The organism is Ruegeria sp. YKSF131 (assembly GCF_059612645.1).
Genome location: NZ_JBXWQZ010000043.1, coordinates 14,650 through 40,898 on the forward strand (window position 1 = coordinate 14,650; position 26,249 = coordinate 40,898).

Sequence of the window (26,249 nt, forward strand, 5' to 3'; positions counted from 1 at the left end):
AACCTGTCTGAGTTGACGCCCACATTACTGAGGGGCTTCGCGGCGTCAATCCGCCAGCTTCGACGCCTCGCGCGCAAGTGTTTCGATCCCGGCCCAGTCACCGCTTTCGACCATCTGCTTGGGCGCGACCCAGCTGCCACCGGCGCAGACCACGTTGGACAGGGACAGGTAGTCGCGGGCGTTGGACATCGACACCCCGCCTGTCGGGCAAAAGCTGATCTGCGGCAGGGGCGCGCCGATTGCCTTGAGTGCGGGCGCGCCGCCCGAGGCCTCGGCCGGGAAGAATTTCAGCATGTCATAGCCTTTTTCCAGCAATGCCATCGCTTCGCTGGCCGTGGCCGCACCGGGCAGCAACGGCAGGCCCTCGGCCTCGCACGCCGCAAGGAGCGCGTCGGTTGCGCCCGGAGAGACGCCAAACTGCGCGCCCGCCTCTTTAGCGGCGCGGACGTCTTCGGGTGTGACCAGCGTACCTGCGCCGACCACGCCGCCGGGCACCTTGGCCATCGCGCGGATCGCGTCGAGCGCGGCGGGCGTGCGCAAGGTGACCTCGAGCGCTGGCAGACCGCCGGCGACCAATGCCTCGGCCAGCGGGCGGGCCTGCGCGACGTCATCGACGACCAGAACCGGAACGATCGGGGCCAGTGCGCAGATCTCGCGGGTACGTTGGGATTTGGACATGAGATTAAACTCCGAAAATGCTGGCACCGGTGTCGGCCGAGCCGACATTCTGGCGGAACGTACCAAAAAGATCGCGCCCTGCACCGTGTTGATTGGCGGACAGGTCGGCTGTGACGGGCGCGCGGTCCAGCACACCAGCGGTGAGGATTTCCAGATCACCCCTGACCGCATCGACGCGCAGGATGTCACCATCCTGAAGGTATGCAATGGGGCCACGGTCGAGCGCTTCGGGGACAACATGGATGGCGGCGGGCACCTTGCCGGAAGCGCCAGACATGCGGCCATCGGTAACCAGCGCCACTTTCTGGCCCCGGCCCTGCAAGATCGACAGCATGGGCGTCAGTGAGTGCAGTTCCGGCATCCCGTTGGCCTTGGGACCCTGGAAGCGCACGACGACGATGACGTCACCGGTGAACTCGCCCGCCTTGAAAGCTGCCTTGACCGCGTCCTGGTCGTGGAAAACGCGGACCGGAGCCTCGACCACCTGATGTTCGGGGGCGACGGCCGAGACCTTCATGACGGCTGTGCCCAGATTGCCGGTCAGGCGCGACAGGCCGCCAGTGGGCTGGAACGGGTCGCGGGCAGGACGGACGATCTTGTCATTCAGGCTGTGGCCAGCGCCGTCTTGCCAGGTCAGCTCACCATCGATTAGCTTGGGCTCGCGCGTGTAATTGTGCAGGCCCTGACCGGCGACGGTCAGCGTATCGGGGTGCAGCAAGCCTTCTTCGAGCAATGTGCCGATCGTGAACCCAAGCCCGCCTGCGGCGTGGAAGTGGTTCACGTCGGCCAGACCGTTGGGATAGACCCGTGCGACCAGCGGGACCACGGCGGAGATATCCGAGAAATCCTGCCAATCCAGCACGATGCCCCCGGCACGCGCCATGGCGATCAGGTGGATCAGCAGATTGGTCGAGCCTCCGGTCGCCATCAGGCCGACGATACCGTTCACAAAGGCCCGTTCGTCGAGCACCTGATAAACCGGGGTATAGCTGTTTCCCAGCGCGCTGAGCGACAGGGCGCGGCGCGCGCCCTCTTGTGTCAGCGCGTCGCGCAAGGGCGTGTTGGGATTGACGAAGCTGGAGCCCGGAAGGTGCAGGCCCATGAACTCCATCAGCATCTGGTTGGTATTTGCGGTGCCGTAGAAAGTGCAGGTGCCAGGGCCGTGATAGGCGGCCATTTCGGCGGCCATCAGTTCGTCGCGCCCGACCTCTCCGGCAGCGAATTTCTGGCGAACCTTGGCCTTTTCGTCATTGGGCAGACCGCTGGTCATTGGCCCTGCGGGCAGGAACACGGCAGGCAGATGCCCGAACGCCTGCGCGCCGATGATCAGACCGGGGACAATCTTGTCGCAGACGCCGAGGAAGACTGCCGCGTCATAGGTGTTGTGGCTGAGCGCAATGCCAGTTGCCAGAGCAATCACGTCGCGTGAAAACAGCGACAATTCCATCCCTGCTTCGCCCTGGGTGACACCGTCGCACATGGCTGGCACGCCACCTGCGACCTGAGCAGTACCTCCGGCGGCGCGGATCGCATCGCGGATCAGGGCGGGGTACCTTTCAAAGGGCTGATGGGCGGACAGCATGTCGTTATAGGCGGTGACAATGCCCAGATTGCCCGCCGTGCCGGTGGCCATGGATTGCTGGTCTTCACCCGCACCCGCATAGGCATGGGCCTGACCACTACAGGACAGGTGCGCACGAGCGGGGCCCTTGGATCTGGCCTGTTCCATCCGGTCGATATGGGGGCCGCGCAGATCGGCGCTGCGGTCGATGATCCGTTTGGTGACGTCGGAAATGACAGAGTGAACCATGATTACCCTCCGATCTGACGCCAGCGACGCCCATCGCGATGCATCAGCATCAGTGCTTCTTCGGGGCCTGAACTGCCCTGATCGTACTTGGCGGGTTTGTCCCCGCGCTGTTCCCAGCCGTGAATGATGGGATCGACCCAGGCCCAGGCCGCCTCGGCCTCGTCCCCGCGCATGAAAAGGGTCTGATCGCCCCGGATGACATCCATGATCAGGCGTTCATATGCGTCCGGGGATTGCGAGTCATCACCCAGCGCGTCGGCAAAGCTCATGTCCAGAGCAACATCGGACAGGCGGAACCCGCCCTGCCCCGGTTCCTTTATCGTCGTGCGCAGGGTGATGCCTTCGTCAGGTTGCAGGCGGATCACCAGCACGTTGCCGTGCAACGGGCCGACATTGGGAAAGATCGTGTGTGGCGGGTCGCGGAAAAACACCGCGATTTCAGAGGCACGGGCGCGCAGGCGTTTGCCTGTGCGCAGGTAGAACGGCACCCCGGCCCAGCGCCAGTTGCCGATATGAACCTTGAGCGCAATGAAGCTTTCGGTGCGGCTGGCCGGGTTGCCAACGTGATCAAGGTATCCGTCACCGCCCTTGCCAGTGCGATACTGACCACGAGCGATATCCCTGGGTTCGACCGGTTCCAGCGCCTCGATCACCTTGACCTTCTCGTCACGCACCGCGTTGGGAGAGAACTTTGACGGAGGTTCCATCGCGGTCAGGCACAGCAACTGCACCAGATGGTTCTGGATCATGTCCCGCATCGCGCCGGATTGATCGTAATAGGCCCCGCGCCCTTCCACCCCGACGGTTTCCGCCACGGTGATCTGCACATGGTCGACATGGGTCGAATTCCAAAGCGGCTCGAACAGGGAATTCGCAAAGCGCAGCGCCATCAGGTTCTGCACGGTTTCCTTGCCCAGATAATGGTCGATCCGATAAATCTGGTGTTCCTTGAAACACGCCCGCAAGCCTTCGTTCAGCGCTTTTGCCGAGGCAAGGTCATGACCGAACGGCTTTTCAACAACGATGCGGCTGTCCGGCGTGGCCAGACCGGCGTCATGCAGGCGCTGCGCAATGCCCGAAAACAGGCTGGGACCCACCGACAGGTAAAAGGCCCGCACCACGTCGGGGCGCAGCAGCTTGGACAGATCGGACCATCCGGCATCGCCCAGTGCATCCACCGGCACGTATTCAACATGAGACAGGAACCGGTCCAGCGTGTCCTTTTTGAACTTTGGTGCGAATTCCTGCATCGATGCGCGGACCTGATCGCGAAATTCGTCGCTGTCGATATCCGAGCGCGCCGTGCCGATGATCCGCGCCCCATCGGGCATCTGGCCGACCTCGAACCGATGGTACAAGCCCGGCAAGATCTTACGTTGCGCCAGATCCCCGGTCGCGCCGAACAACACAAGATCGAACGGCTCTACCGGAATTACGCGTGAAACCATCACAGGCTCCTTCTCGAGTTTGCCGATATCAGTTCAGCACGGCATGAAACGGCTCTGCGGCACACTGTTACCGCTAACATTGCCTGCGTGATAGAAAGCCTGCGCGAAAAAATCAAGCATAGTTTCCCCAAAAAGCGAGGTTTTGAGGGCTATACCTGACTGCGCAGCCATTCCATCACGGCCGGACGTACGGATTGTTCGCCGCGATGGCGCGCGTCGGCGATGATTTTTCGCACCTCCATCAGGTCGCACCGCAGCAACAGGCTTTTGACCGGACCAATCGACGCCGGGCGCATAGACAGGGTGCGAATACCCATGGCCGCAAGGCACAGCGCCTCGACCGGACGGCCCGCATCCTCGCCACAGAAACTGAGCGGAGTGTCCGAAAGCCCGCAGCGTTCGACAATGCGTTCCATCAGGCTCAGGAAACTGACATTCAACGTGTCATAGCGGCGGCGGACCAGTTCATTTTCGCGGTCAGCGGCAAAAAAGAACTGCTTGAGGTCATTCCCACCGATCGAGATGAAATCGACCTCGTCAAAGAACTTTTGCGGCGCAAAGGCCAGTGAAGGGGTTTCCAGCATCGCGCCGACTTCAAGCGTTTCGGGCAGAACGTGGCCCAGTCGCTTTTCGCGTTCGATGGTTTTGTTCACTTCCCAGCGGGCTTCGCGATATTCCTCGGCCTGCGCGACAAAGGGGAACATGACGGTCAGCGGGCGACCATTGGCGGCGCGCAGAAGGGCCTGCAACTGCATCCGCATCACGCCGCGTTTGTCCAGACCGACACGAATGGCGCGCCAACCCAGGGCCGGGTTGGGTTCGGCCACGTGTTTCATATAGGGCAGTACCTTGTCCGACCCGATATCGAGCGTGCGGAACACCACCCTTTTGTCGCCCGCGGCATCCAGAACCCGCTGGTACTGAGTGACCAGCTCGGACCGTTTGGGCATCTTATTGCGGATCAGGAATTGCAGCTCGGTTCGGAACAGGCCAACACCCTCGGCACCTGACGTTCCCAGCGATGGCAGGTCGGCCATCAGACCCGCGTTCATCACCAGATTGATACGCGTTCCGTCGCGAGTGACACAGGGGGTTTCGCGGATCGAGGCATAGCGTTCCTGTGCCTTGGCCTGCATCGCGATTTTGTCGCGGAAGGCGCTGACCACGCTGTCTTCCGGACGCAGGTGAACAACGCCCTGATCGCCATCCACCAGCACGTGGTCGCCGTTCAGCGCTTCGGTCGTGATCCGGCCCACATGGACCACCAGAGGGATCGCCAGCGCACGGGCCACAATGGTAGCGTGACTGCCGACTGAACCTTCTTCGAGGATGATCCCCTTCAGCGCCCGACCGTATTCCAACAGGTCGCCGGGGCCGATATTGCGCGCGACCAGAATCGGATCGGGTGGCAGATCGGCGCTGTCGGTTTTTCCCTGCCCGGTCAGAATGCGCAGCAAACGGTTGCTGAGATCGTCAAGATCCGCCAGCCGTTCGCGCAGATAGGGATCAGACACCTGCCCCATCCGGGCGCGCGCCTGGGATTGTTCTTTCTCGACTGCGGCTTCGGCGCTGAGCCCCAGGGCAATGTCCTCTTCCATCCGGCGCATCCAGCCTTTGGAATTGGCAAACATCCGGTAGGCTTCCAGCACCTTGAGCTGTTCGGTGTCACCATCCCGGGAAATTTCGAGCATCTTGTCGACGCCGACGCGCAGCTCTTCCACTGCCTCATTCAGACGTTCGCGTTCCCGGTGCGGGTCTTCGGCAATCGGATTGGTGACGACCACGCGGGGTTCATGCAGCCAGACATGGCCTTCGGCGGAACCTTCCTGCGCCGGGCCGCCGCGCAGCAGAACCGATTGCTGGTGCCGTGGCGACAGGGCCGCGCCTTCGCCAACAAAGGCGCCCAGTTCGGCCATTTCGGCCAGCACCATGGCCACCACTTCCAGCGCATAGATCTCGTCGGCGGAAAATTCACGCGCTTTGCGGGACTGGACAACCAGAACACCCAGCTTTTCCCCAAGGCGCTGCACCGGCACGCCGAGAAAGGACGAAAACCGCTCTTCCCCGGTTTCCGGCATATACCGGAACCCTTTTTCAGACGGCGCGTCCGGGGTGTTGACCACCTTGCCGGTCTTGGCGACCCGGCCCACCAGCCCCTCGCCCATGCGCATCCGGGTCTGGTGTACCGATTCCGGCGCAAGCCCTTGGGTCGCACAGAGTTCCAGGGTCTCTTCATCGCGGAACAGATATATCGAGCACACTTCGCTGCGCATGCTGTCGGCGATCAGATGAGTGATCTGATCAAGACGCTCCTGCCCAGCGGCTTCGCTGGCCATCGCCTCGCGCAACCGCCCCAGCAGCTTGCGGGATTCTGTTTCCGTGCCGTCTGCCATGGCCCAACCAATTCAGTGTGTCAGGCGAAACCCTTGGCCGATCAGCTCAGGCCGCCTTGTCCAGTTCAAAGGCATCATGCAGTGCCTGAACGGCAAGTTCCATGTATTTCCTGTCGATAAGAACGGAAATTTTGATCTCGGAGGTTGTGATGACCTTGATGTTGATCCCCTCATCCGAGAGTACCTTGAACATTTTGGCCGCAACACCCGATTGCGAGCGCATACCGATTCCCACCACCGAAACCTTGCAGACACCGGTATCGGCGACCAGTTCGGCATAGTTGAGCTCGCCCTTGTCCTTGATCGCCAGCAGCGCTTTTTCGGCACGGACCACCTGATCGGTGGGGCACGAGAAGGTCATGTCCGTGCGTCCCTCGTCCGAGATGTTCTGCACGATCATGTCGACATTGACACCCTCATCGCTGAGCGCGGTGAAGATGGTCGAGGCGATACCGGGACGGTCCGCCACCGAAACGACGGTCATCTTGGCCTCGTCACGGGAATAGGCCACACCGGCCACAACATTGGATTCCATGATATCCTCCTCGTCAACGACCAGCGTACCGGCCTCGTCGGATTGTTCTTCGAAACTTGAAAGAACGCGCAGTTTCACCTTGTAGCGCATTGCCAGCTCGACCGAGCGAGTCTGCAGCACCTTGGCGCCCAGCGACGCCAGTTCGAGCATTTCCTCGAACGAGATCCTGTGCAGCTTGCGCGCCTTTTCGCAGATGCGCGGATCGGTGGTATAGACACCATCCACGTCGGTATAGATGTCGCAGCGTTCCGCACCAAACGCCGCGGCAAAAGCCACGGCAGTAGTGTCCGAGCCACCCCGGCCCAGCGTGGTGATGCGGCCTTCGGGGCTGAGCCCCTGAAACCCGGCCACAACGGCCACTTTCATGCCTTCGCCGAATTTCTGGTTGATGTTCGTGGTCGGGATGTCTTCGATCCGCGCCTGGCTGTGCGCACTGGTTGTCAGCAGCGGCACTTGCCAGCCCTGCCAGCTGCGCGCCGGAACATCCATTTCCTGCAATGTCAGAGCCATCAGGCCAGCGGTGACGTTTTCGCCCGAAGATACAACAGCATCGTATTCGCGTGCATCAAACAGCGGCGAGGTCTCGTTCACCCAGCCCACCAGCTCGTTGGTCTTGCCCGACATGGCCGAGACGATGACGATCACGTCATAGCCCTTGGCAACTTCGACACCAACACGCTTGGCAGCGCGGCGGATGCGATCCAGGTTGGCGACCGAAGTGCCGCCGAATTTCATAACGAGTACGGGCATGGGGGCAAATGTCTCCGCGCCTTGGATTAGAGGTCCCGAGCCTCATAAGCGAGGGGCACCCCAAGAGCAAGAGCGCAAACAGGACCCGCCTGTGGCACAGGGCCGCTTTACATTGCGCAGGTGCGGTGTCAGCCTGCGAGTAACAACCAAATCAAGAGGTTCCCCATGTTTCGCCTAGCCCTTGCCGTTACTTTGTTGTCGTCGCCTGTACTGGCCCAGGTTGCCAGTGTGGCCGGAACGGACGGAAAGAATGCACTGGGCAAAGTGCCCTGTGCCGCAAATGCCGGTGACCCGATGCAAAGCTGCAATGCGGAATTGCGCCGCCATGACGACGGCACGATAACGCTTGCGGTTGCTCTTGGTGGAGGAGAGGTGCGCCGCATCTATTTCAAGGAAGGCGTGCCGGACTCCAGCAGTTCCACCTCGAAGATGTCGTATGAAACGCGCGGTGATTTGATGGTTATCTATATTGAACCCGGTGAAGTCTATGAAATTCCCAAAGCGGCACTGTCCCGTCAGTAAGCGTGCGCCTGTCCATCATAGGTCTCGAAACAGCCGGTTGAACTGATCGACAGGGCCTCAAAGCGTTCCATCAGGCCCGAGACGGCCTGATCGACATCAATATCGGCGGCCGCGCCGCCCATGTCGGTTTGTACCCAGCCCGGATGATAGATGCCCACGGCGATCCCGTCGGCTTTCAGATCCGTCGCCAGGTTCCGCCCCAGATTCAACGCCGCCGCCTTGGAGGCACGGTAGATATAGCTGCCCCCCGGTGCCCGCGTATGAGACGCCATCTGCGACGAGATGATCGCGACCTTGCCGCCTGCGGCACGCAGATTGGGCAACAAGGCCTGAACGGTCAGGAAAACGCCGGTCACGTTGGTGGCAAAGCTTTGCGCCCACATTTCGGCGGGGTAGCCGTCGATCGTGTGCCCCTTGTCCAGATAGACCCCGGCATTGCAGACCAGCAGATCAACGGGCTGGCCTTTCAGCTGTTCGGCCATTGCCGCCTGTTGGGCAGGGTCCGCCACGTCCAGACGCACCTGCGCGCTGCCATCGCGCGCGATTCCAGTGACCACGTCACCGCGGGTGTCGTAGCGCGAGGCAAGGGTGCGGCCGATACCGCGATTGGCACCGGTGATCACGACATGCATGGATCAGTTGGTCTTTCTGCTGGGCAGAAACGGCAGCGGTGCCACCGGCACGCCATCTTCGATCAGCGATTTCGCTTCATCCGGTCTGGCTTCACCATAGATCGAACGCTCTGGCGCCTCTCCCAGATGCATCTTGCGCGCTTCGCTTGCAAAATCCTTGCCAACGTAGTCCGAGTTCTTTTCCACATGGCGGCGCAACTCGGCCAGAACCTTCGCGATCTCAGGCGAAGGGGTGGCGACGTTGATCTGTTCATTGGATGCTGGCGCGTTTTCAGGTTTTCCCTGCGCATTCCGGGCCGGACGGACACGCGGTGTCATGATCGCCTTCGCAACCTGCGTACATCCGCAAATCGCGCAGGTCACCATCCTGGCAGAGGCCAGCTTGTCAAAGGCTTCTGCGGATTGAAACCAGCTGTCGAATGTGTGGCCTTCACTGCATTTCAACGCGTATTGAATCATGTTCAGTCCAAAATTGCGATTGGCGAATAGATACCGACCAGACTGACAATATCAAGCCTCTCTGGAACTATCTTAATGTGTATATGTCTTAAAGTCGCGTAACAAATCGGCTAGCTCGGGTGATCCGACCTTTTGAGCTGCCTTTTTAGGCGCAAACCACTTGCGCCTGCGCTCGTGCTGTTCAGGGAAATCCTGCGACATAACCTGTACATGCAGCGCAAAAACATCAACCAGTATCAAGGTCGGGGGCTGATTTGGGCTATGCTTGAGGTGCAGAAACTGCCCCAGCCCCGCTGTGCTGCATCGCCCCGTCACGCCCGCTTCTTCCCAAGCTTCCTGCACTGCGGTTTCTGATGGGGTCAGCCCGGGGATGAGCCACCCCTTGGGGATAATCCAGCGCTGGGCCCGGCGCGTCGTGATCAGCAAAACCTCTGGCTGGCCATGCCGGATCCGATAACACAGGGCAGAGGATTGCCGCAAAACAGGGGGTTCCGCAGTCTCAGTCAATACACGCGGCACCGGTCTTGCATTCATTGCGCGACGCACCTTTTGTTCGGGCAACGGACCCTTTGGCCTTATAGGCGCGCATGACACGCCTATTTAGCGCCCACCCCTTGAAAAACTACCATATGAAGTGGTGTCCGCCAAGTCTGGCGTGACGGAGCATTTGTTGATCACATGCGGGCTGACAGCTGCTTCACCAGCTCGTCATGCGAGATATCGGCGTCAACCGCCAGTCTTCGCAGGCCGAAATGCACACGCGCGATCTGCTGGTAATAGCGCGAATAGACATAGTTCGTTCCACCACCAGCCAATGCGCCGAGCACCGGGACGGACTGTGCCGCTAGTTTTTGCCCCAGAACGATCGAAAAGCGTGGTGCCACGGCAGCAATCAGACGCTGCATGGCCGGACCGGTCAGTGTCAGGCGCACCGAGAAAAAGCCGAAATCCGCTCCGTCATCATGCGACAGCGGACCCGATGCGGACAAAACCCGCACACAATCGAACTTCACGTTCTCGGCGGACGGGTCGAAACCTTCGCGCGCGGCGGCCCCCTGAATGGCACGCAGCAGCATGGCGGTTGTTGCAGGCAGCTCCATCAGGGCTGTTGATACACCGCCCAGCCCACCGGCCGCACCCATGGCCGTGGCAAGCGCGGTATTGACCCAGGGCTGCTGATCAGGGATCGCAAGCCGGGACCCCTGAGCCGCGTGCATCGCAAACCACAACGCCTGCTCGGTAGCCCCTGTCAGGCCGTTCCGAACTGGTTCGGGCAATTGCTCGAGCAGTGACTCGGCTGATCCGCCCAGCTTGTTCAGCAGTTTGACACCGGCCCCTCCGGCAGATCGGTAATAACCCGCCAAACGATCCAGTTCAGCCTCGGCATCCACGTTTTCGACAAGAACCACGTTCTGCATGTGCGTCCTCCTGCCTATCAACATCGGCGTTGAACCGTGTCGATTCAATAGGTCAGCGGGTCCAGCGGGTGACGGCCCCATGAACTCCGGACCAGACCCCGGGCGTCAGTTCCAGCCCCAGCACCCGGTCCGGGTTGGTGGGCGGCGGCATCTCGACACCTTGCAGCCGCGCAAAACCAAATCGCCTGTAATAGGGTTCGTCACCGACCAGCATGACCCGCTGCCATCCGAGTTTGCGCCCGGCTTCAACACCGGCATGGATCAGATACCCGCCCAGACCCTCGCCCTGATGAGTAGGGTGCACGGCAACGGGCCCCAGCAACAATGCATCGTGTTCGCCGACATGGACAGGCCAGAAGCGGATTGCCCCGGCCAGAATGCCCTGACCGTCGCGCGCGACCAGAGACAGACCAGCTACCGGCGGCACATCATCGCGCAACCGGTAGGACGACAACGCCTCACGGCCCGGCGCAAAGCACAGATCGTATAGGGCCTCGACTTCCCACCAATCGTCCGGCTCTTCCGGCCTGATCCCGAATTGCTGCACGTTTGCCCTCTTTTCCTTGCTGGAAATCGCCCTAGCACTTCGTTACGCCTTGGGCAAACGCTTGGAGATATGATGTTCTACCGCCCTGAAGACGGCCACGGCCTGCCGCACAACCCATTCAATGCCATTATCACGCCACGCCCGATCGGCTGGATCTCGACCCGTGATGCGGATGGGATCAACAATCTGGCACCCTATTCCTTTTTCAACGGGGTGGCTTACTCACCACCGCAGGTGATGTTTGCCACAACCGGCACGAAACACGATCAGGTCGGCGGCAAGGACAGTATCGCCAATATCGAGGCGACTGGCGTATTCTGCGTGAATGTAGTGGCCAATGCGCATCAGGATGCCATGAATGCCAGCTCGGCCAGCCTTCCGAAGGAGGTGGACGAGTTTGCCCATGCCGGATTAACACCGGTCGAATGCGAAACCATCCCCTGTGCCCGTGTACAAGGTGCCCCGGCGGCGTTGGAATGCAAGCTCACCCAGATCGTGACCCTGCCCGGCGCGGCCAACCGCGTCGTGTTTGGCGAAGTGACAGGCGTGCATCTGCTCGACGACCACATCCGGGAGGGCAAGTTCGACGTAACCTCGTTCAAACCTCTGGCGCGGCTTGGATACCGGGACTATTCGGTCGTGTCCGAGCTGTTCTCGCTCAATCGCCCGGATGATTGAGGTTGTCGGGGGCTCTGCCCCCACCGCCCGTTCCGGGCGGCTCCCCCGGGATATTTTTTGGCCAGATGAAGCAGGGATCCTTCATTCATCTGGCTTCAAATATCCCGGAGCGCGAGGCAGAGCCTCGCAAAAGGATCAGTGGCCGCCCAGAATGCCGGTACGGACCGAATAATCGACGGCAAGTTCATAATCCGGGTCATCATCACTGTCGACCATCAGGTGGCCTGCCTTGTTCAACAGCTTGTGGCAATCCCGGCTCAGGTGGCGCAGCATGACGCGTTTACCCGCGGCCTCGTATTTGGCCGCGATGTTTTCGATGGCTTGCAATGCCGACTGGTCCACCACACGGCTTTCAGCGAAATCGACGATGACGGTTTCCGGGTCATTCGGCACATCGAAAAGTTCGATAAAGCCATCCGATGACCCAAAGAACAGCGGTCCCTGGATTTCATAGACCTTCGCCCCTTTTTCGGTCGCCGAGTCGCGGGTGACCGCGTGGATGCGCTTGGCGTTGTTCCAAGCATAGGCCAGAGCCGAGACAATGACGCCGACAACAACCGCCACCGCGAGGTCTTCCATCACCGTCACGACAGTGACCAGAACGATGACAAAGGCGTCGGTCAGTGGAACCTTGCGCAGGATCTTGAACGAGTTCCACGCAAAGGTGCCGATCACCACCATGAACATCACCCCAACCAGCGCGGCCAGCGGGATCTGTTCGATCAGCGGTGAGGCAAACAAGATGAAGGTCAGCAGAAACAGCGCCGCAGCGATCCCCGCGATGCGGGTCCGGCCACCGGATTTCACGTTGATCATCGACTGACCGATCATCGCGCAGCCACCCATGCCACCGAAAAAGCCGGTCACGATATTCGACGCACCTTGCGCGATACATTCCTGAGAAGCCCCGCCGCGCTTGCCGGTGATCTCGCCCACAAGGTTCAGGGTCAGCAGGGATTCGATCAGGCCAATCGCAGCCAGAATGACGGCGTAGGGCAGGATGATCTCAAGCGTGCCCCAGTTCACCGGAACCATCGGGATGTGGAAGGCAGGCAGGCCACCTTCGATCGAGGCCAGATCACCGACGCGCGGGACATCCAGCCCCAGACCGATCACCAGCGCAGCGACAACCAGAATACCGGCCAAAGGTGCTGGAATGAGACGCGTGATGCGCGGCACCACCCAGATCACCGCCATTGTCAGTGCCACAAGGCCTAGCATGGTGTATAGCTGCGCACCCGAGAGCCATTCTCCACCACCCATGCCGTGACCGGTGTTTTCCATGGTACCCGGCACCTTGAACTGGCCCATCTGGGCCAGAAAGATCACGATGGCCAAGCCATTCACAAAGCCCAGCATCACCGGGTGCGGCACCAGTCGGATGAAGCGGCCCCAGTGCATCGCCCCGGCGATAACCTGGAGGATCCCCATCAGAACCACCGTCGCGAACAGGTATTCGACCCCATGTTCGGCCACCAAAGCCACCATGACGACCGCCAGCGCGCCCGTCGCTCCCGAGATCATGCCGGGTCGCCCGCCGATCAACGCGGTGATGAGCCCCACAAGGAACGCGGCATAGAGGCCCACCAGCGGATGCACGCCTGCCACAAAAGCAAAGGCCACGGCCTCGGGCACCAGCGCGAGGGCCACGGTCAGGCCGGACAGCAGCTCGATCCGCAGGCGAGAGAAGGTCAGCCCCTCATCCGGCACCCAGCGCAGATCGGGTATGGCGATACGGTTGGCAAAACTTGCCAGCAAGGCTCGGGGCATTGGACAGTCCTATAGGATATTATGTTCGCGCGAAGGGGTCGTTGTAGCGGGCGCGCCGCTGTTAAGCCACCGCAGGAGGTGGGATGCAGCCATGCGCACAGCGCATAACTTGCCTCTCGGCAACGTGATTTGCGGCACCCGGATCAAGCACCCAAATGTGAGTTCATGCGTTGGATTGCCCTCATATTTCTATCGGCCCTGCCCGCCTTTGCACAGGATTTGCAAGGGAATGACACCGCCGGAAACTGGCGTGTCACGCACCATGAAATTTTCGGCATCTGGAATTCGATTTGTGACGAGCGTGAAGAAGCCGGTGCTTTGGTGCAGCGCTGTTACATAAGGCGCGCTGAGGTGTTTTCCTTGCGTCCGAAATTTGCGGCGCAGTTCATGTTCATCACACCTGAGCCAGATGGATTCAAAATCGAGTTTGGAATTGAGCCGGGTACCTTCTTCAACCCTTCTGGATTCCGCATAGAGAAAGATCAGGATGTGATCTGGCGCACGCGGCGTCCCGGTTGCCTGACAGGGTTAAGCTGTACGTTCGAGGATCATCGCGCCGACGGCCTGCTGGACGCCATGCTGAACGGGGATGCGTATCGTTTTGAGTTTCGTGACAGGCATGGTCAATCGCAAGACCTGACGTGGCCGCTGGATGAGTTTGGAGCCGCCTGGGCGGATTTCAACACGCAATCTCAACAGCGTAACCTGCTGGCGAAACAGGAATAGACCTCTTGTCAATTTCGGGTCGAACCCGCACAAATTCAATATCAGTATCTCAGGCGGAGCAGGACAGTGACCCAAACCAGGATTGCCGTTATCGGCGGATCAGGCATCTATGACATCGATGGGCTGGAAAATGCGGACTGGGTCAGTGTCGATACCCCTTGGGGGGCACCTTCGGATCAGATCCTGACCGGGTCGCTGGACGGTGTCGCGATGGCCTTTCTGCCGCGCCATGGGCGCGGGCATGTGCATTCGCCCACCGATGTGCCCTATCGCGCCAATATCGACGCGCTGAAACGGCTTGGTGTGACGGATGTGATATCGGTCTCGGCCTGCGGGTCGTTTCGCGAACACATGGCACCGGGCGATTTTGTCATCGTCGATCAGTTCATCGACCGGACATTTGCGCGCGACAAGAGCTTTTTCGGCACAGGCTGCGTCGCCCATGTCAGTGTTGCGCATCCGACCTGCCCGCGCCTGTCGGACGCCTGTGAGACCGCAGGCAAGGCTGCCGGTATCACGATCCATCGCGGCGGCACCTATCTGGCGATGGAAGGGCCGCAGTTTTCTTCTCTTGCGGAATCGAAAATGTATCGCGAGCAATGGGGCTGCGACGTGATCGGCATGACCAATATGCCCGAAGCCAAGCTCGCCCGCGAAGCCGAGCTTTGTTATGCCTCGATCGCGATGGTCACCGATTTTGACAGCTGGCACCCGGATCATGGTGAAGTGGATGTGACCACCATCATTGCGACCCTGACCGGCAATGCCGACAAGGGCCGTGCACTGGTCAAGGGCCTTCCCGCCCTGTTGGGGGCTGACCGCGCGCCCTGCCCGCATGGCTGTGACCGGGCGCTGGAATATGCCATCCTCACCGCACCCGAAAAGCGCGATCCGGCGCTGCTGGCCAAGCTGGACGCGGTGGCCGGGCGAATTCTCTGAAATCAGTTCTGTGGCAGGCGGTCTTGAACGGTCTGCCACAGGCCGTATGACCACAAGTCGTTGTGGGTTCCGCCGGGAATCGAGAAAAACTCGACCCTCTCACCGCCCATCTCGGCAAGGCGCGCGCCGTGATGCACTGGAACGGTTTGATCATCTGTGCCGTGGAAGATCAACGTCGGCATCTCGATTGTCCCGATGATGTCGCGGGTGGCAAACTGGTCGCGCATCAGTGACGCTACGGGCAACCAAGGATAGCGTTCAGCCGCCACATCCACAGTCGCAGTAAATGGCGCTTCCAGCACCAGCATCTCGGCCTCGGGCCGTTGCGCCGCAACCGCCGCAGCCACTCCTGTACCAAGGCTTTGGCCGTGTAGAACAACTGGCTCTCCGGCCCTACGCAAATGGTCAAACAACTCTAATCCGTCCGAGATCAAACCTGCTTGGGACGGCGCGCCTGTACTTCCCGGAAACCCGCGAAAGCTGGGCGCCAGAAGCCCGTAGCCGCTGTTCAGTATCTCTTGAAATCGGGCCGCGCGGTCGCTCAGATTGCCGCTCTGGCCGTGAAAGAACAATACGGTCGGGGCACCTTCGACGGCTGCCGGCGCGGCCCAAACCGTCAGAACCGTACCATCGGACATAGGCAGTGAAAGCACATCGATATCCGCCAAAGAAACCGAGGCTGGATCAGGCAATTCACCATCTGGCTTGTAAAGCAGCGATTGCTGGTTGAAGTACATGTATCCAACGATGATCCCATACACGACGCCACCGGCCAGCATGAGGCCAAGCAGCAACCGTTTGATGCGATTGATCCGCTTCAACGAATTGGCATCTGTACTTTGGATCTGCACCTTTACCTCCTGCAATGTTGTGCCTTTTAGTCTGGGCAGGTTCAGGACCGTTTCAAGATGAATGAGCAAAGCTTCATCCAAACTTCAAGTCCTTGTCACACTGCCTAAATCTATGAGCTTTGCGATTCAGATGCGAGAAACGCACAGGTGCTCGATCTTGTCGCCTCAAAAACAGCCAAACGATCAAGGCAGATGCTTGACGTTGGCATCATACAAGGGCTTGGTGTGACGACACCTTTACAGGAGACACCATGTCGCTTGAACTCTGGCTGGCTTTTGTCGCCGCCTCCACCGCTTTGCTGCTGATCCCGGGCCCGACCGTGCTGTTGGTGCTGAGCTATGCGCTGTCCAAGGGGCGCAGTGTTGCCGTGGCCTCGGCCACAGGGGTGGCTGTGGGGGATCTTGTGGCGATGACCGCATCTTTGTTGGGACTGGGCGCGCTTGTTCTGGCCTCGGCCACCTTGTTTTCCGTCCTCAAATGGGTCGGAGCGGCTTATCTGGTCTGGCTTGGAATTAAACTGCTGCGCAGCGCCCCGGCAAGTAGTCTGGGAACGGTCGCGACCGGGCGGGATATCACCCCCCGCAGCGTGTTTGGACATGCGGCCGCTGTCACGGCACTGAACCCGAAATCCATCGCCTTTTTCATCGCCTTTGTGCCGCAGTTCCTGCGCCCGGCTGAACCACTGGGGCCGCAATTTGCCATCCTGATCGCCACTTTCGTCGGACTGGCCTGGCTGAATGCCCTGGCTTATGCGTTGCTGGCCGACCGGTTGCGGCGGCTGATTGGCCGCGCCAGCGTGATCACGGGGATGACGCGGTTTGGCGGGCTGACCCTGATCGGGATGGGTGTCGTTACGGCAGTTCTACGCCGTCCGGCCTGATCCCTTTTCAGTTTTCGGCGTTTTCCTTCATGAACCCGCGGATAAACCGGCGGATTTCGCGGGCCGCAGACGTATCCAGCTCCCTGCACAACTCGACAAACGCGTCGCGTTCATCCTTGTCCAGACGCAGAACCAGCTGGCTGTTTTTCTTCGTCGATCCCTTGCCGTCTTTCTTTGGCACGCGCGTTGCTCCTAGCAAATGCTCGTTACTTTAGGCGATGCATTGCGTATACATAGCATAGTGATTGTCGTTATCTGGCACTTAACAGAACCGGAACGGAAATGGCAATGAACTTTCGAACCACACGAGCCTTTCTTTTGCGAAATCAACGCAATTGGCGTAAACCGCACTTGTCTTTGCCACCTGTCACACTTCACCGGTATTACGGACCGCCCAAGGCTGTGGTTTAGCGCCGCTGGTGATCGCGTAAATGAATTGTTCCTTGCATGGCTAACCCTCTTGGGCCAAACACGTTTTGGTATTTGAAGCGGAAAAGGGTTGGTTCATGTCAAGGAACAAGACTGTCAAAGACTACATCCGGACGATTGTCGACTTCCCGCATGAAGGAATTCTGTTTCGCGATGTGACGACTCTGTTTGCCGATCCGCGCGGATTTCGGATGGCCATTGACCAGATGCTGCACCCCTATGCCGGGGAACGCATCGACAAGGTTGTCGGTCTTGAGGCGCGGGGCTTTATCCTTGGGGGTGCGATTGCGCATCAACTGAGCCTGGGTTTCGTGCCGATCCGCAAGAAAGGCAAGCTGCCCGGCACAACGATCAGCCAGGACTACAAGCTGGAATATGGCGAAGCGATCGTCGAGATCCACGATGACGCCATCCAACCGGGGGAAAAGATCCTTGTCGTTGACGACCTGCTGGCCACAGGCGGCACTGCGGCGGCGGGCATCAAACTGATCGAGCGTTTGGGCGGTGAGATCGTCTCATGCGCGTTCATTATCGACCTGCCTGACCTCGGTGGTCGCAAGCTACTGGAAGATATGGGTATGGACGTGCATGTCCTGTGCGAATTCGAAGGGCTTTAACGCGGCAAGCTTCGGATAGTGAAAAAGGGGTCAAGGCCAGGTTCACGCCTTCAGAACCGCGCCGGGGTTCATGATGCCATGGGGGTCCAGCGCCGCCTTGATGGCCCGCATCGCATCCAGCTTTACCGGATCGCCATAGCGTTCCAGATCGCTCGTTTTCATGCGGCCCACGCCATGTTCCGCGCTGACCGAACCGTCAAAAGCGTGGACCAGATCATGCACGGCCCGCTTGACCACGGCGCTCTGACCTTCAAATTCCGCGCGGCGCTGCCCCTCCGGGGGAAAGACATTGTAATGCAGATTGCCATCCCCCAGATGGCCAAAGCAATTGATCCGGAACGGCCCGAGACTGGAAATCACCTTTTCCCCTTGGCGCACAAAATCCGGAATTCCTGAGATCGGGATCGAGATATCATGGCTCGACACCGAGCCGATCAGGCGGTTGGCCTCGGGGATACGCTCGCGCACGGCCCACAACTCACCGCGCTGCGCCTCGCTTTGTGCAATCACGCCATCCTGAACCAGCCCAAGTGCTTGCGCCCGGACAAAGATGTCCTCCAGCGCGTCGGACGGAGACTGCCCCGGAGCCAGCCCCAACTCGATCAGAACGCTCCACTCTGGCGGTGTCTTAAACGGTTGCCGGACGTCCGGCAGAACCTCGGACAAGAACTCTAACCCTTGCTGGTGGATCAGTTCGAAAGTGCTGACAGCCTCGCCCACGCGATCATGCACCAGAGCCAGCAGGGAAATGGCGGCTTCGGGTGACGCCACCTGAAACATCGCCGTCCCGATCGCGGCAGGCCGGGGAAACAGCTTGAGCGCAGCTGCAGTGATGATCCCAAGCGTGCCCTCTGCCCCGATCAGCAGGTTGCGCAGGTCATAGCCTGTGTTGTCCTTTCGCAACCGGCTGAGACCGTGCCAGATTTGACCGTTGGGCAGAACGGCCTCGAGCCCAAGGCACAGGTCGCGCGCATTGCCATATCGCAAGACGTTGACGCCTCCCGCATTGGTGGACAGGTTGCCCCCGATCCGACAGGATCCCTGCGCCGCCAGCGTCAAGGGAAACAGGCGGTCTTGCGCTTCAGCCGCGGCTTGGACGTCCTGCAAAATGGCGCCGGCCTCGGCAATCAGCACATTTTCAGTGGAATAGACGGACCGGATGGCTGTCATCCGTTCCAGCGAAATCACAAGGGGCGCTGGCCCGTGCGGCATCACCTGCCCCCCGACCAGACCGGTTCCACCACCATAAGGCACCACCGGAACGCGCTCCCCGCACGCCACCTGCACCAGTACCGAGACCTCCTCGGTTGTGCGGGGCAAGGCCAGCAGGCCAGCCTGTCCGGCAAATCGCCCGCGCGGCTCTTCCAGATACCGGTCGGCCACCGGGCGCAACACCTGATCGCCCAGTTTCGAGCGGATCAGCGTGGCAATGCGGTCATCAGCGGGGTTCAAACTCATACGCTTTCAATGCCCAACCGATTCCTCCACGGCAAGCCTTATTCCAGATCAATCAGATAGCGCGGCTCCAGCACGACAACCGTTGGCCGATCCGGCAAGTCACGCAGTGAGACGGTGATCTCGGACACGCCGTCACGTTCAACCGGGAACTCATCTCGGATATCCACGAGGAAGCGATCCAGCGAAAACTCCGAGAACCAGTGCATCGGAACGATCACCGAGCTTTTCAGCCGCTTCAGAACCGAGATCATGTCAGGCAAGGGCATGGTTGTTCCGCCATCAACGGCGGCCATGACCACATCCAACCGACCCAGCGCAGCAAACTGTTCGTCTGAAGGTACATGATGCAAATGTCCCAGATGACCGATGCACAGACCTTCGACCTCGAACACGAAGATCGAGTTGCCGCGTTCCTCTACCCCGCCATAGGCCGAGCGGATATCGGTCGGGACATTGCGTATCAGCATCTCGCCCAGATCCAGATGATGTTCGATTCCTTGCCCGAACTCTCCCCATCCCGGCAGGACATGCGGGATCGCCGGGTCGGGATGCGCCGTCCAATGGGTGTCATGGGCATGGTTCATCGTCACCACATCGGGAATCAGATCGGCACCCCCGATGAACCCGGTAAAATCGGTCACCACATTCAACCCGCCACGGGTCTGGATCATAAAGGCGGCATGCGCGACATAGCTGATGCGCACCGAAAACTCCGGTACCGGGTCCTGCCACGCGGCTTTGTGCAGATATTCGATCCCCGGCGCCGCGTCGGCGATGGCGATACAATGGCTCGGCCGTCGCTCCTGCGCCACGGCCCCGCCCGAAATCACCATCAATGCTGCAACCAACCAGCGCATACTCGAAGTGTAGCGCAGATCGCCACCAAGTCATGCCCCTTGTTCATCTGGCCAAAAATATCCCGGGGGAGGTGCGGCTTGCCGCGGCGGGGGCAGAGCCCCCTAGCCCGCGTCTGTCTTGCCACGCCGGTCGGACCGCAGGCTGGCATAGAGAACATGCGTCCGCCATCGCCCGTTGATCTGTAGATATGACTGCGCCACGCCTTCATATTTGAAGCCTGAGCTTTCCAGCAAACCGCGCGACGCCCGGTTTTCCGGCAGGCACGCGGCTTCGATCCGGCTCAGATCCAGACGGGTAAAGGCGTGATGCACCATCGCGCCGATCGCTTCGCGCATGTATCCCTGACGGGCAAAGGATTCACCGGTCCAGTAACCCAGGGTTCCGGCCTGCGCAGGGCCGCGCCGAATATTGTCCAGCGTGATCGCCCCGACCAACACATTGTCTTCACGGCGAAACAGGAACAGCGGGATTGCTGTACCACTCGCGACCGAGCGCTGAGCCCAGTAGACCCGATTGGTAAAGGATTTGCGGCTCAGGTGATCCTTGGCCCAGATCGGCTCCCACGGGGTCAGGTAACCTTTTGAGGCGCGCCGCAACGCTGCCCAATCATTGAAATCGGAATGTACAGGCGGGCGCAAGCTGAGCCGCGCGGTCTCGAGTTTCAGCTTGCGTCTGCCCAACAGCATCACGCTGCACGCCTCTCCTGCAAGTCCGCCAATGTCGGTGCGTCTGCGACCGGTCCGTAAAGCGCCAGCGCCGCCGGGGCCTGAACAGCCATGGTTTCGGCAAAGGCGCGCACGTCTTCGGTGCTGACCGCATCGATCTTGGCGACCGTGTCTTCCAGCGAAGGTACCCGTCCCCAGATCTGCACCAGCCGCGCCAGACGCTCAGCCCGATTCGACGGGCTTTCCAGCCCCATCAGCATCCCGGCCTTCATCTGGGCGCGGGCACGGGCGACCTCTTCGGGGCTCATGTCCTCGGCGGCGCGCTTCATCTCATCGATCGTGATCGTCGCCAGCTCGGCCACCTGATTGGCCGAGGTTCCGGCATAGATCGTGGTTGTTCCGGTATCGGCATAGGCACCGGTCTGCGCAAAGATCGTGTAGCACAGCCCACGTGTTTCACGCACTTCCTGAAACAGGCGCGAAGACATGCCACCGCCCAATGCGGTCGAATAGATCTGCGCCGTATAGATCGCATCGTCGCGATAGCCGGGGCTTTCCAGCGCCAGAGCGAAATGCGCCTGTTCCAGCTCTTTTACCTGCCGGGCTTCGCCACCGGTAAAGCGTGCAACCTCGGGGATCAGACCCTTACGGGATTGCAGATGGCCAAACATCTCTTCGGCCAGTTTCATCAGCATATCGTGATCCACAGCACCTGCTGCAGACAGGATCATCTGTTCGGGGCCATAATGTTCCGTCACAAAGCCCGACAGATCCTCACGCGAGAAGGCACTCACCCGCTCCGTTGGGCCCAGGATCGTCCGGCCCAGGGGCTGGTCGTGATAGCTCTGCTCCTGCAGCCAGTCAAAGATCACATCGTCGGGCGTGTCATGGGCCTGACCGATTTCCTGAAGGATCACGCCCCGCTCGACCTCGATCTCGCGCGGATCGAAAACCGGGTTCAGAACGATGTCGCCGATGACATCCATCGCCAGCGCTACGTCGTCCTTCAGAACGCGTGCATAATACGCCGTCACCTCGCGCGAGGTATAGGCGTTGATATAGCCGCCCACATCCTCGATCGCCTCGGCAATCTGCAAGGCCGAACGGCGCTCGGTTCCCTTGAACGCCATATGCTCAAGGAAATGCGCGATGCCGTTCTGCTCGATCCGCTCATGCCGCCCACCGGCGGTTACCCAGATGCCGATGGCCGCTGATTGCAGCCCCGGCATGTGCTCACTGACGATACGAAACCCGTTCTTCAGTTGGTCTTGTCTGACAGTCACTCAGCGATGTGCCTTTTTATATGATCCTCAAGGGCAACCAGATCATTGGCGATGCGGGTCACCCGTTCCGGACGTTCATACAGATCAGACATGCGGGAGGGAAGAGGCGGATGTTCGCCACTCGCCTTCTCGACCGCGGCCGGGAATTTCGCCGGGTGCGCGGTGGCCAGCGTGATCATCGGAACGTCTGCCGCGCGGTGCTCTTCGGCAACCTTGATGCCCACGGCGGTGTGCGGGCAGACCAGTTCGGCACTGTGCGCCAGCGTGGATTTGATCGTGGCCAACGTTTCCTCTTCGGACACACGGCCCGAATCGAAATTCTCACGCAGCGCTTCCATCGCACCCTGGCTGATATTGAAACCACCCTTTTTCAGCTCATCCATCAATTGTGCGACGGCCCCGCCATCTTCGCCATAGGCATAATAGAGCGCGCGTTCGAAATTCGAGCTGACCTGAATATCCATCGACGGGCTGATCGAAGGGATGGTTTCACCCTTGAAATACCCCTCGCCTGTCAGGCAGCGATGCAGAATGTCGTTCTGGTTGGTCGCCACCACAAGGCGGTCAATCGGCAGCCCCATACGCTTGGCCAGATAGCCTGCGAAGATGTCGCCAAAGTTGCCGGTTGGCACCGTGAAGCTGACCTTGCGATGCGGCGCGCCAAGGCTGACGGCGGCCGAGAAGTAATAAACGATTTGCGCCAAAACGCGGGCAAAGTTGATCGAGTTCACACCCGCCAATTTCACGCCGTCGCGGAAATCGAAATCGTTGAACATGTCTTTCAGCGCGGCCTGGCAATCGTCGAAATCGCCATCCACGGCCAGAGCATGTACATTGCTGTCCGCAGGCGTCGTCATCTGTCGACGCTGTACTTCGGACACGCGGCCATGGGGAAACAGGATGAACACATCCACCGCGTCCAGCCCGCGGAACGCCTCGATCGCGGCTGAACCGGTATCCCCACTGGTCGCGCCGACGATGGTCACACGGTCACCACGACGTTTCAGCGCCACCTGGAACAACTGGCCGATCAGCTGCATGGCAAAGTCCTTGAAGGCCAGCGTGGGGCCGTAGAACAGTTCCAGCAGGAAGTGGTTCTCGTTCAGCTGCTTCAATGGCGCGCGGGCATCGTGGCCGAAGCCTTCGTAAGCGCGGGCGATGATGGCCTTGAACTCATCCTCGGCAAATGAGCCGCTGACATAGGGCCACATCACGCGGAATGCGATTTCTTCGTAGGGCAATCCAGCCAACGCCGCGATCTCGTCCTGCGACATCACCGGGATCTCGGCGGGCAGATACAGGCCACCGTCGCGGGCAAGCCCGGTCAACATTGCCTCTTCAAACGTCAGTTCGGGCGCCTGCCCTCGGGTCGAGATATATTTCATGTCGCGTCACTTTCAGAATTGGCACGGCTGCGCCACAGGAAGTATCCAGTCATCGCGGCCCAGACCAGAGCCAGACCAAACCAGGTGATTGCATATTGCAGGTGATCGTTTGGTATGCCCGCCGTGTCCACCGGCAGCGGTGTCACATTCGGATCGGTTTGCGAACGGGCGATCAGCAGAACAGGCTCCGCGCCCAGTGCAGCCGCAAGCGCGGGCACATCGCGGGCGAACCAGATATTGGCATCGACATCAGGTGCGGGCGTGTAACTGTCAACCTCGTCCGGCCAGTGCAGATTGCCGGTGATCTCCATCTGCCCGTTGCGCCGCCCGGCCTGTTTGGCCGTGGTCGGGATGAACCCCCGGTCAATCAGAATGGTCCGGCCCCCGGTATTGAACGGCTGAATGATGCGATACCCCGCACCGACCTGTTTGAGCGACACAAGAACATGGATCTCCGCAGGCTCCATCTCGCCCGACACCGTTACCGGCAGGTATTTGTCTTGATCCACCGAAACCTGCGGCGGCAGGGAAACCGGCGTGGCCGAGATCCGATCTTCGATCTCGGCCAAAACGTCCTGCTTCCATGCCAGGCGCTGCACCTGCCAGATGCCCAGCGACAGCAGCACGCCCAAACCGGCGAGGCCGAAGATCAGCAGGAACAGGATACGGCGCATGTCAGGACCAAACTTCTTTTCAGGAACCGGCGTCTTGTTAAGGGGCGTGCGGGCTGAATTGCAACCACGCAATTGTATGGGGCGCAATCTTGCGCCCCGCATAGAGAAAAAGCCGCCCCTTGGGGCGGCTTTTGCAATTGATCGGCCTGACCGGCGCTACATCAGCGGAGCCTGGCCCCAGATGTAGACGGCAAAGAACAGGAACAGCCAGACAACGTCGACGAAGTGCCAGTACCAAGCCGCAGCTTCGAACCCGACGTGTTTTTCCGGGGTGAAGTCACCCTTCAGCGCGCGGATCAGGCAGACGGTCAGGAAGATCGTCCCGATGATCACATGTGCGCCGTGGAAACCCGTTGCCATGAAGAAGTTGGAATAGAACTGGTCGCCGCCGAATTCCCAGCCTTCATGCTTGAGCAGTTCGGCGTATTCATAGCCCTGCAAGAAGGTAAAGGCGATGCCCAGCACGATGCCAATGGCCAGACCATTGATCAGCGCCTTGCGGTCATTGTCATGCACCAGTGCATGGTGCGCCCAGGTGATCGCACAGCCTGACAGCAACAGGACCAGAGTGTTGATCAGCGGCAGGTGGAACGGGTCAACGGCATGAATATCCGGCTGGATGTATTCGGTGCCTGCATAGTCGTACATCGGGTACATGCGATGTTTGAAGAACGACCAGAACCAGGCGAAAAAGAACATCACCTCGGACATGACGAACAGGATGAAGCCGTAACGCAGACCGATGCGGACAACAGGCGTGTGATCGCCCTGACGGCTTTCTGCGACCACATCCGACCACCAGGCGAACATCGTATAAAGCACCGCTGCCAGACCGGCCCAGAACATGAAGGGCGTGATGCCTTGCATCCAGAGAACGGCTCCGAACAGCATGACAAAGCCGCCGACGGCGCCGATCAGAGGCCAGATCGACGGGGCCAGAATGTGATAATCGTGGTTTTTAGCATGTGCCATCAGCGTCCCTCACCTACAGGCGTTAGTTCGTGTTTGTATCTGCCTGCGCATCGAGGGCGGCATAGCCCTCGGGCAGGTCAATTTCGTAGAATGTATACGACAGCGTGATCGTATGAACATACTTGGCTTCAAGATCCTCGACCATTTCCGGGTCGACGAAGAACGTCACTGGCATCTCAACGCGTTCGCCAGGTTGCAGCACCTGCTCTTCAAAGCAGAAACAGGCAATCTTCTGGAAATACCCACCCGCAGAATAGGGTGCCACGTTGTAAGACGCCTGCCCGGCAATGGGGCGGTCTGTCGGGTTATAGGCCTCGTAAAAGGCGAGGCCGGTTTCGCCGATGCGCACATCCATCTCGCGCACGACCGGCTTGAACTCCCATTCCATATCCTTGGCCTTGGACGCGTCAAAGCGGATGGTAACTGTGCGATCCAGAATGGTATCGGGGGCGGTTTCGGCAACACCAGTGGTGCCGCCAAATCCGGTCACCCGGCAGAACCAGTTGTAAAACGGCACCGATGCCCAGGCGAGACTGCCCATCAGGACAACCACGCCGACGGTCTGGACAACCGTTTTCTGAGGACCGGACAACGCCATCAGTTCTGAACCTCTTGCGTCGCCCTGTTGAAATCAGTGCCCGAGACCTTGACGATGGTCAGGCCAAAGATAATCACGATAAAGGCAGCCAGCGTCAGGCCCACACCCAGATTGCGGCTGAACCGGCGCTGATGCAGCTCGTGGTCTTTGCGAAGGCTCATGACCATCCCCCCAGACCATAGGGTTTTAGCAAGGCTTCGGCCAGAACGGCACCGAAATGCAGGAACAGATACAGCAGCGACAGCTTGAAGAAACCGCGTTCAACCTTGAAGT

Annotated in this window: 29 protein-coding genes and 1 pseudogene; 6 read left to right on the forward strand and 24 right to left on the reverse strand. The window is 60.0% G+C overall.

Translation table 11 applies throughout. The annotated features are described in order from the left end of the window. Positions 1–45 precede the first annotated feature (45 nt). The 5 genes from AC2FLZ_RS14890 to AC2FLZ_RS14910 form a co-directional block, all read right to left on the reverse strand. Entirely contained in the window at positions 46–678 is a 633-nt protein-coding gene (locus AC2FLZ_RS14890) for a bifunctional 4-hydroxy-2-oxoglutarate aldolase/2-dehydro-3-deoxy-phosphogluconate aldolase (protein ID WP_480554448.1), read from the reverse strand. Between the two features lie 4 nt (positions 679–682). Then, positions 683–2,488: a phosphogluconate dehydratase gene (edd, locus tag AC2FLZ_RS14895; protein WP_480554450.1), complete on the reverse strand. Its 1,806-nt coding sequence runs from the start codon at positions 2,486–2,488 to the stop codon at positions 683–685. Positions 2,489–2,490: 2 nt separating this feature from the next. Beyond that, the gene (gene zwf, locus AC2FLZ_RS14900) at positions 2,491–3,936 is read right to left on the reverse strand and encodes a glucose-6-phosphate dehydrogenase (protein ID WP_480622747.1); all 1,446 of its coding nucleotides are present in this window, start codon (positions 3,934–3,936) and stop codon (positions 2,491–2,493) included. A gap of 149 nt (positions 3,937–4,085) precedes the next feature. Beyond that, positions 4,086–6,329 carry a phosphoenolpyruvate--protein phosphotransferase gene (gene ptsP, locus AC2FLZ_RS14905; protein ID WP_480473669.1) on the reverse strand — a complete coding sequence of 748 codons (2,244 nt, stop codon included), beginning with the start codon at positions 6,327–6,329 and terminating at the stop codon, positions 4,086–4,088. A 46-nt stretch (positions 6,330–6,375) separates the two neighbouring features. Next, positions 6,376–7,614 carry an aspartate kinase gene (locus AC2FLZ_RS14910; protein WP_480473670.1) on the reverse strand — a complete coding sequence of 413 codons (1,239 nt, stop codon included), beginning with the start codon at positions 7,612–7,614 and terminating at the stop codon, positions 6,376–6,378. 165 nt (positions 7,615–7,779) lie between these two features. Here AC2FLZ_RS14910 and AC2FLZ_RS14915 point away from each other — a divergent pair, with 165 nt between their 5' ends. Continuing rightward, complete coding sequence (locus AC2FLZ_RS14915) at positions 7,780–8,136, forward strand: hypothetical protein (RefSeq protein ID WP_480473671.1); 357 nt, start codon at positions 7,780–7,782, stop codon at positions 8,134–8,136. On the opposite strand, the gene AC2FLZ_RS14920 is transcribed toward AC2FLZ_RS14915, so the two are convergent. The 5 genes from AC2FLZ_RS14920 to AC2FLZ_RS14940 form a co-directional block, all read right to left on the reverse strand. Beyond that, positions 8,130–8,768 carry an SDR family NAD(P)-dependent oxidoreductase gene (locus AC2FLZ_RS14920; protein ID WP_496882355.1) on the reverse strand — a complete coding sequence of 213 codons (639 nt, stop codon included), beginning with the start codon at positions 8,766–8,768 and terminating at the stop codon, positions 8,130–8,132. The genes AC2FLZ_RS14915 and AC2FLZ_RS14920 overlap by 7 nt on opposite strands. A gap of 3 nt (positions 8,769–8,771) precedes the next feature. Next, complete coding sequence (locus AC2FLZ_RS14925) at positions 8,772–9,227, reverse strand: DUF1178 family protein (protein ID WP_480473673.1); 456 nt, start codon at positions 9,225–9,227, stop codon at positions 8,772–8,774. Positions 9,228–9,299: 72 nt separating this feature from the next. Continuing rightward, positions 9,300–9,761: an NUDIX hydrolase gene (locus tag AC2FLZ_RS14930; protein ID WP_496808846.1), complete on the reverse strand. Its 462-nt coding sequence runs from the start codon at positions 9,759–9,761 to the stop codon at positions 9,300–9,302. Positions 9,762–9,901: 140 nt separating this feature from the next. Then, the gene (locus tag AC2FLZ_RS14935; RefSeq protein WP_480473676.1) at positions 9,902–10,645 is read right to left on the reverse strand and encodes an EcsC family protein; all 744 of its coding nucleotides are present in this window, start codon (positions 10,643–10,645) and stop codon (positions 9,902–9,904) included. 52 nt (positions 10,646–10,697) lie between these two features. Further along, positions 10,698–11,192: a GNAT family N-acetyltransferase gene (locus tag AC2FLZ_RS14940; protein WP_480473678.1), complete on the reverse strand. Its 495-nt coding sequence runs from the start codon at positions 11,190–11,192 to the stop codon at positions 10,698–10,700. 72 nt (positions 11,193–11,264) lie between these two features. Between AC2FLZ_RS14940 and AC2FLZ_RS14945 the strand changes: the two genes are divergently transcribed. Continuing rightward, the gene (locus tag AC2FLZ_RS14945; RefSeq protein WP_480473679.1) at positions 11,265–11,870 is read left to right on the forward strand and encodes a flavin reductase family protein; all 606 of its coding nucleotides are present in this window, start codon (positions 11,265–11,267) and stop codon (positions 11,868–11,870) included. A gap of 135 nt (positions 11,871–12,005) precedes the next feature. On the opposite strand, the gene AC2FLZ_RS14950 is transcribed toward AC2FLZ_RS14945, so the two are convergent. Then, a complete protein-coding gene (locus AC2FLZ_RS14950; RefSeq protein WP_496882356.1) occupies positions 12,006–13,640 on the reverse strand; it encodes a SulP family inorganic anion transporter in 1,635 nt (544 codons plus the stop codon). Positions 13,641–13,805: 165 nt separating this feature from the next. Between AC2FLZ_RS14950 and AC2FLZ_RS14955 the strand changes: the two genes are divergently transcribed. Together AC2FLZ_RS14955 and AC2FLZ_RS14960 are read left to right on the forward strand one after the other, a co-directional pair. Further along, positions 13,806–14,366: an invasion associated locus B family protein gene (locus tag AC2FLZ_RS14955; RefSeq protein WP_480518879.1), complete on the forward strand. Its 561-nt coding sequence runs from the start codon at positions 13,806–13,808 to the stop codon at positions 14,364–14,366. Positions 14,367–14,432: 66 nt separating this feature from the next. Beyond that, positions 14,433–15,305, forward strand: coding sequence for an S-methyl-5'-thioadenosine phosphorylase (locus tag AC2FLZ_RS14960; RefSeq protein WP_496882357.1), 873 nt, complete (start codon positions 14,433–14,435; stop codon positions 15,303–15,305). 2 nt (positions 15,306–15,307) lie between these two features. Here the strand turns inward: AC2FLZ_RS14960 and AC2FLZ_RS14965 are convergent, their stop codons facing one another. Beyond that, positions 15,308–16,156, reverse strand: coding sequence for an alpha/beta hydrolase (locus AC2FLZ_RS14965; RefSeq protein ID WP_496808843.1), 849 nt, complete (start codon positions 16,154–16,156; stop codon positions 15,308–15,310). 251 nt (positions 16,157–16,407) lie between these two features. On the opposite strand from AC2FLZ_RS14965, the gene AC2FLZ_RS14970 reads away from it, so the two are divergent. Continuing rightward, positions 16,408–17,037, forward strand: a complete 630-nt coding sequence (locus tag AC2FLZ_RS14970; protein WP_480604974.1) for a LysE family translocator — start codon at positions 16,408–16,410, stop codon at positions 17,035–17,037. Positions 17,038–17,044: 7 nt separating this feature from the next. Here AC2FLZ_RS14970 and AC2FLZ_RS14975 read toward each other — a convergent pair whose 3' ends face one another. Continuing rightward, entirely contained in the window at positions 17,045–17,218 is a 174-nt protein-coding gene (locus tag AC2FLZ_RS14975) for a hypothetical protein (RefSeq protein WP_209505622.1), read from the reverse strand. Positions 17,219–17,543: 325 nt separating this feature from the next. On the opposite strand from AC2FLZ_RS14975, the gene AC2FLZ_RS14980 reads away from it, so the two are divergent. Continuing rightward, on the forward strand, positions 17,544–18,083 hold the full coding sequence (locus AC2FLZ_RS14980) for an adenine phosphoribosyltransferase (protein WP_480473688.1): 540 nt from the start codon (positions 17,544–17,546) through the stop codon (positions 18,081–18,083). 42 nt (positions 18,084–18,125) lie between these two features. Here AC2FLZ_RS14980 and AC2FLZ_RS14985 read toward each other — a convergent pair whose 3' ends face one another. From AC2FLZ_RS14985 to AC2FLZ_RS15035, 11 genes and pseudogenes are all read right to left on the reverse strand, one after another. Further along, entirely contained in the window at positions 18,126–19,541 is a 1,416-nt protein-coding gene (locus AC2FLZ_RS14985) for an FAD-binding oxidoreductase (RefSeq protein ID WP_496882358.1), read from the reverse strand. Between the two features lie 38 nt (positions 19,542–19,579). Continuing rightward, positions 19,580–20,398: an MBL fold metallo-hydrolase gene (locus tag AC2FLZ_RS14990; protein ID WP_480554468.1), complete on the reverse strand. Its 819-nt coding sequence runs from the start codon at positions 20,396–20,398 to the stop codon at positions 19,580–19,582. A gap of 102 nt (positions 20,399–20,500) precedes the next feature. Next, positions 20,501–21,085 (reverse strand): GNAT family N-acetyltransferase, encoded by a 585-nt coding sequence (locus tag AC2FLZ_RS14995; protein WP_209505614.1) that lies wholly within the window; start codon positions 21,083–21,085, stop codon positions 20,501–20,503. Beyond that, positions 21,085–22,347, reverse strand: coding sequence for a M16 family metallopeptidase (locus AC2FLZ_RS15000; protein ID WP_480473691.1), 1,263 nt, complete (start codon positions 22,345–22,347; stop codon positions 21,085–21,087). The genes AC2FLZ_RS14995 and AC2FLZ_RS15000 overlap by 1 nt, the downstream gene beginning before the upstream one ends. Further along, entirely contained in the window at positions 22,344–23,732 is a 1,389-nt protein-coding gene (gene thrC, locus AC2FLZ_RS15005) for a threonine synthase (RefSeq protein ID WP_496882359.1), read from the reverse strand. Before thrC ends, AC2FLZ_RS15000 begins: the two co-directional genes overlap by 4 nt. Then, complete coding sequence (locus AC2FLZ_RS15010; protein ID WP_496882360.1) at positions 23,729–24,406, reverse strand: SURF1 family protein; 678 nt, start codon at positions 24,404–24,406, stop codon at positions 23,729–23,731. The genes thrC and AC2FLZ_RS15010 overlap by 4 nt, the downstream gene beginning before the upstream one ends. Further along, positions 24,382–24,474 carry a twin-arginine translocation signal domain-containing protein gene (locus AC2FLZ_RS15015; RefSeq protein ID WP_480773926.1) on the reverse strand — a complete coding sequence of 31 codons (93 nt, stop codon included), beginning with the start codon at positions 24,472–24,474 and terminating at the stop codon, positions 24,382–24,384. The genes AC2FLZ_RS15010 and AC2FLZ_RS15015 overlap by 25 nt, the downstream gene beginning before the upstream one ends. 88 nt (positions 24,475–24,562) lie before the next feature. Continuing rightward, entirely contained in the window at positions 24,563–25,378 is an 816-nt protein-coding gene (locus AC2FLZ_RS15020) for a cytochrome c oxidase subunit 3 (protein WP_209505605.1), read from the reverse strand. Between the two features lie 22 nt (positions 25,379–25,400). Continuing rightward, positions 25,401–25,976: a cytochrome c oxidase assembly protein gene (locus AC2FLZ_RS15025; protein ID WP_480484379.1), complete on the reverse strand. Its 576-nt coding sequence runs from the start codon at positions 25,974–25,976 to the stop codon at positions 25,401–25,403. Continuing rightward, positions 25,976–26,137, reverse strand: a complete 162-nt coding sequence (locus AC2FLZ_RS15030) for a cytochrome c oxidase system small membrane protein (RefSeq protein ID WP_267363054.1) — start codon at positions 26,135–26,137, stop codon at positions 25,976–25,978. The genes AC2FLZ_RS15025 and AC2FLZ_RS15030 overlap by 1 nt, the downstream gene beginning before the upstream one ends. Continuing rightward, positions 26,134–26,249 (reverse strand): annotated as a pseudogene (locus AC2FLZ_RS15035) (heme o synthase); the annotation flags it as partial. The pseudogene AC2FLZ_RS15035 and the gene AC2FLZ_RS15030, both read right to left, overlap by 4 nt.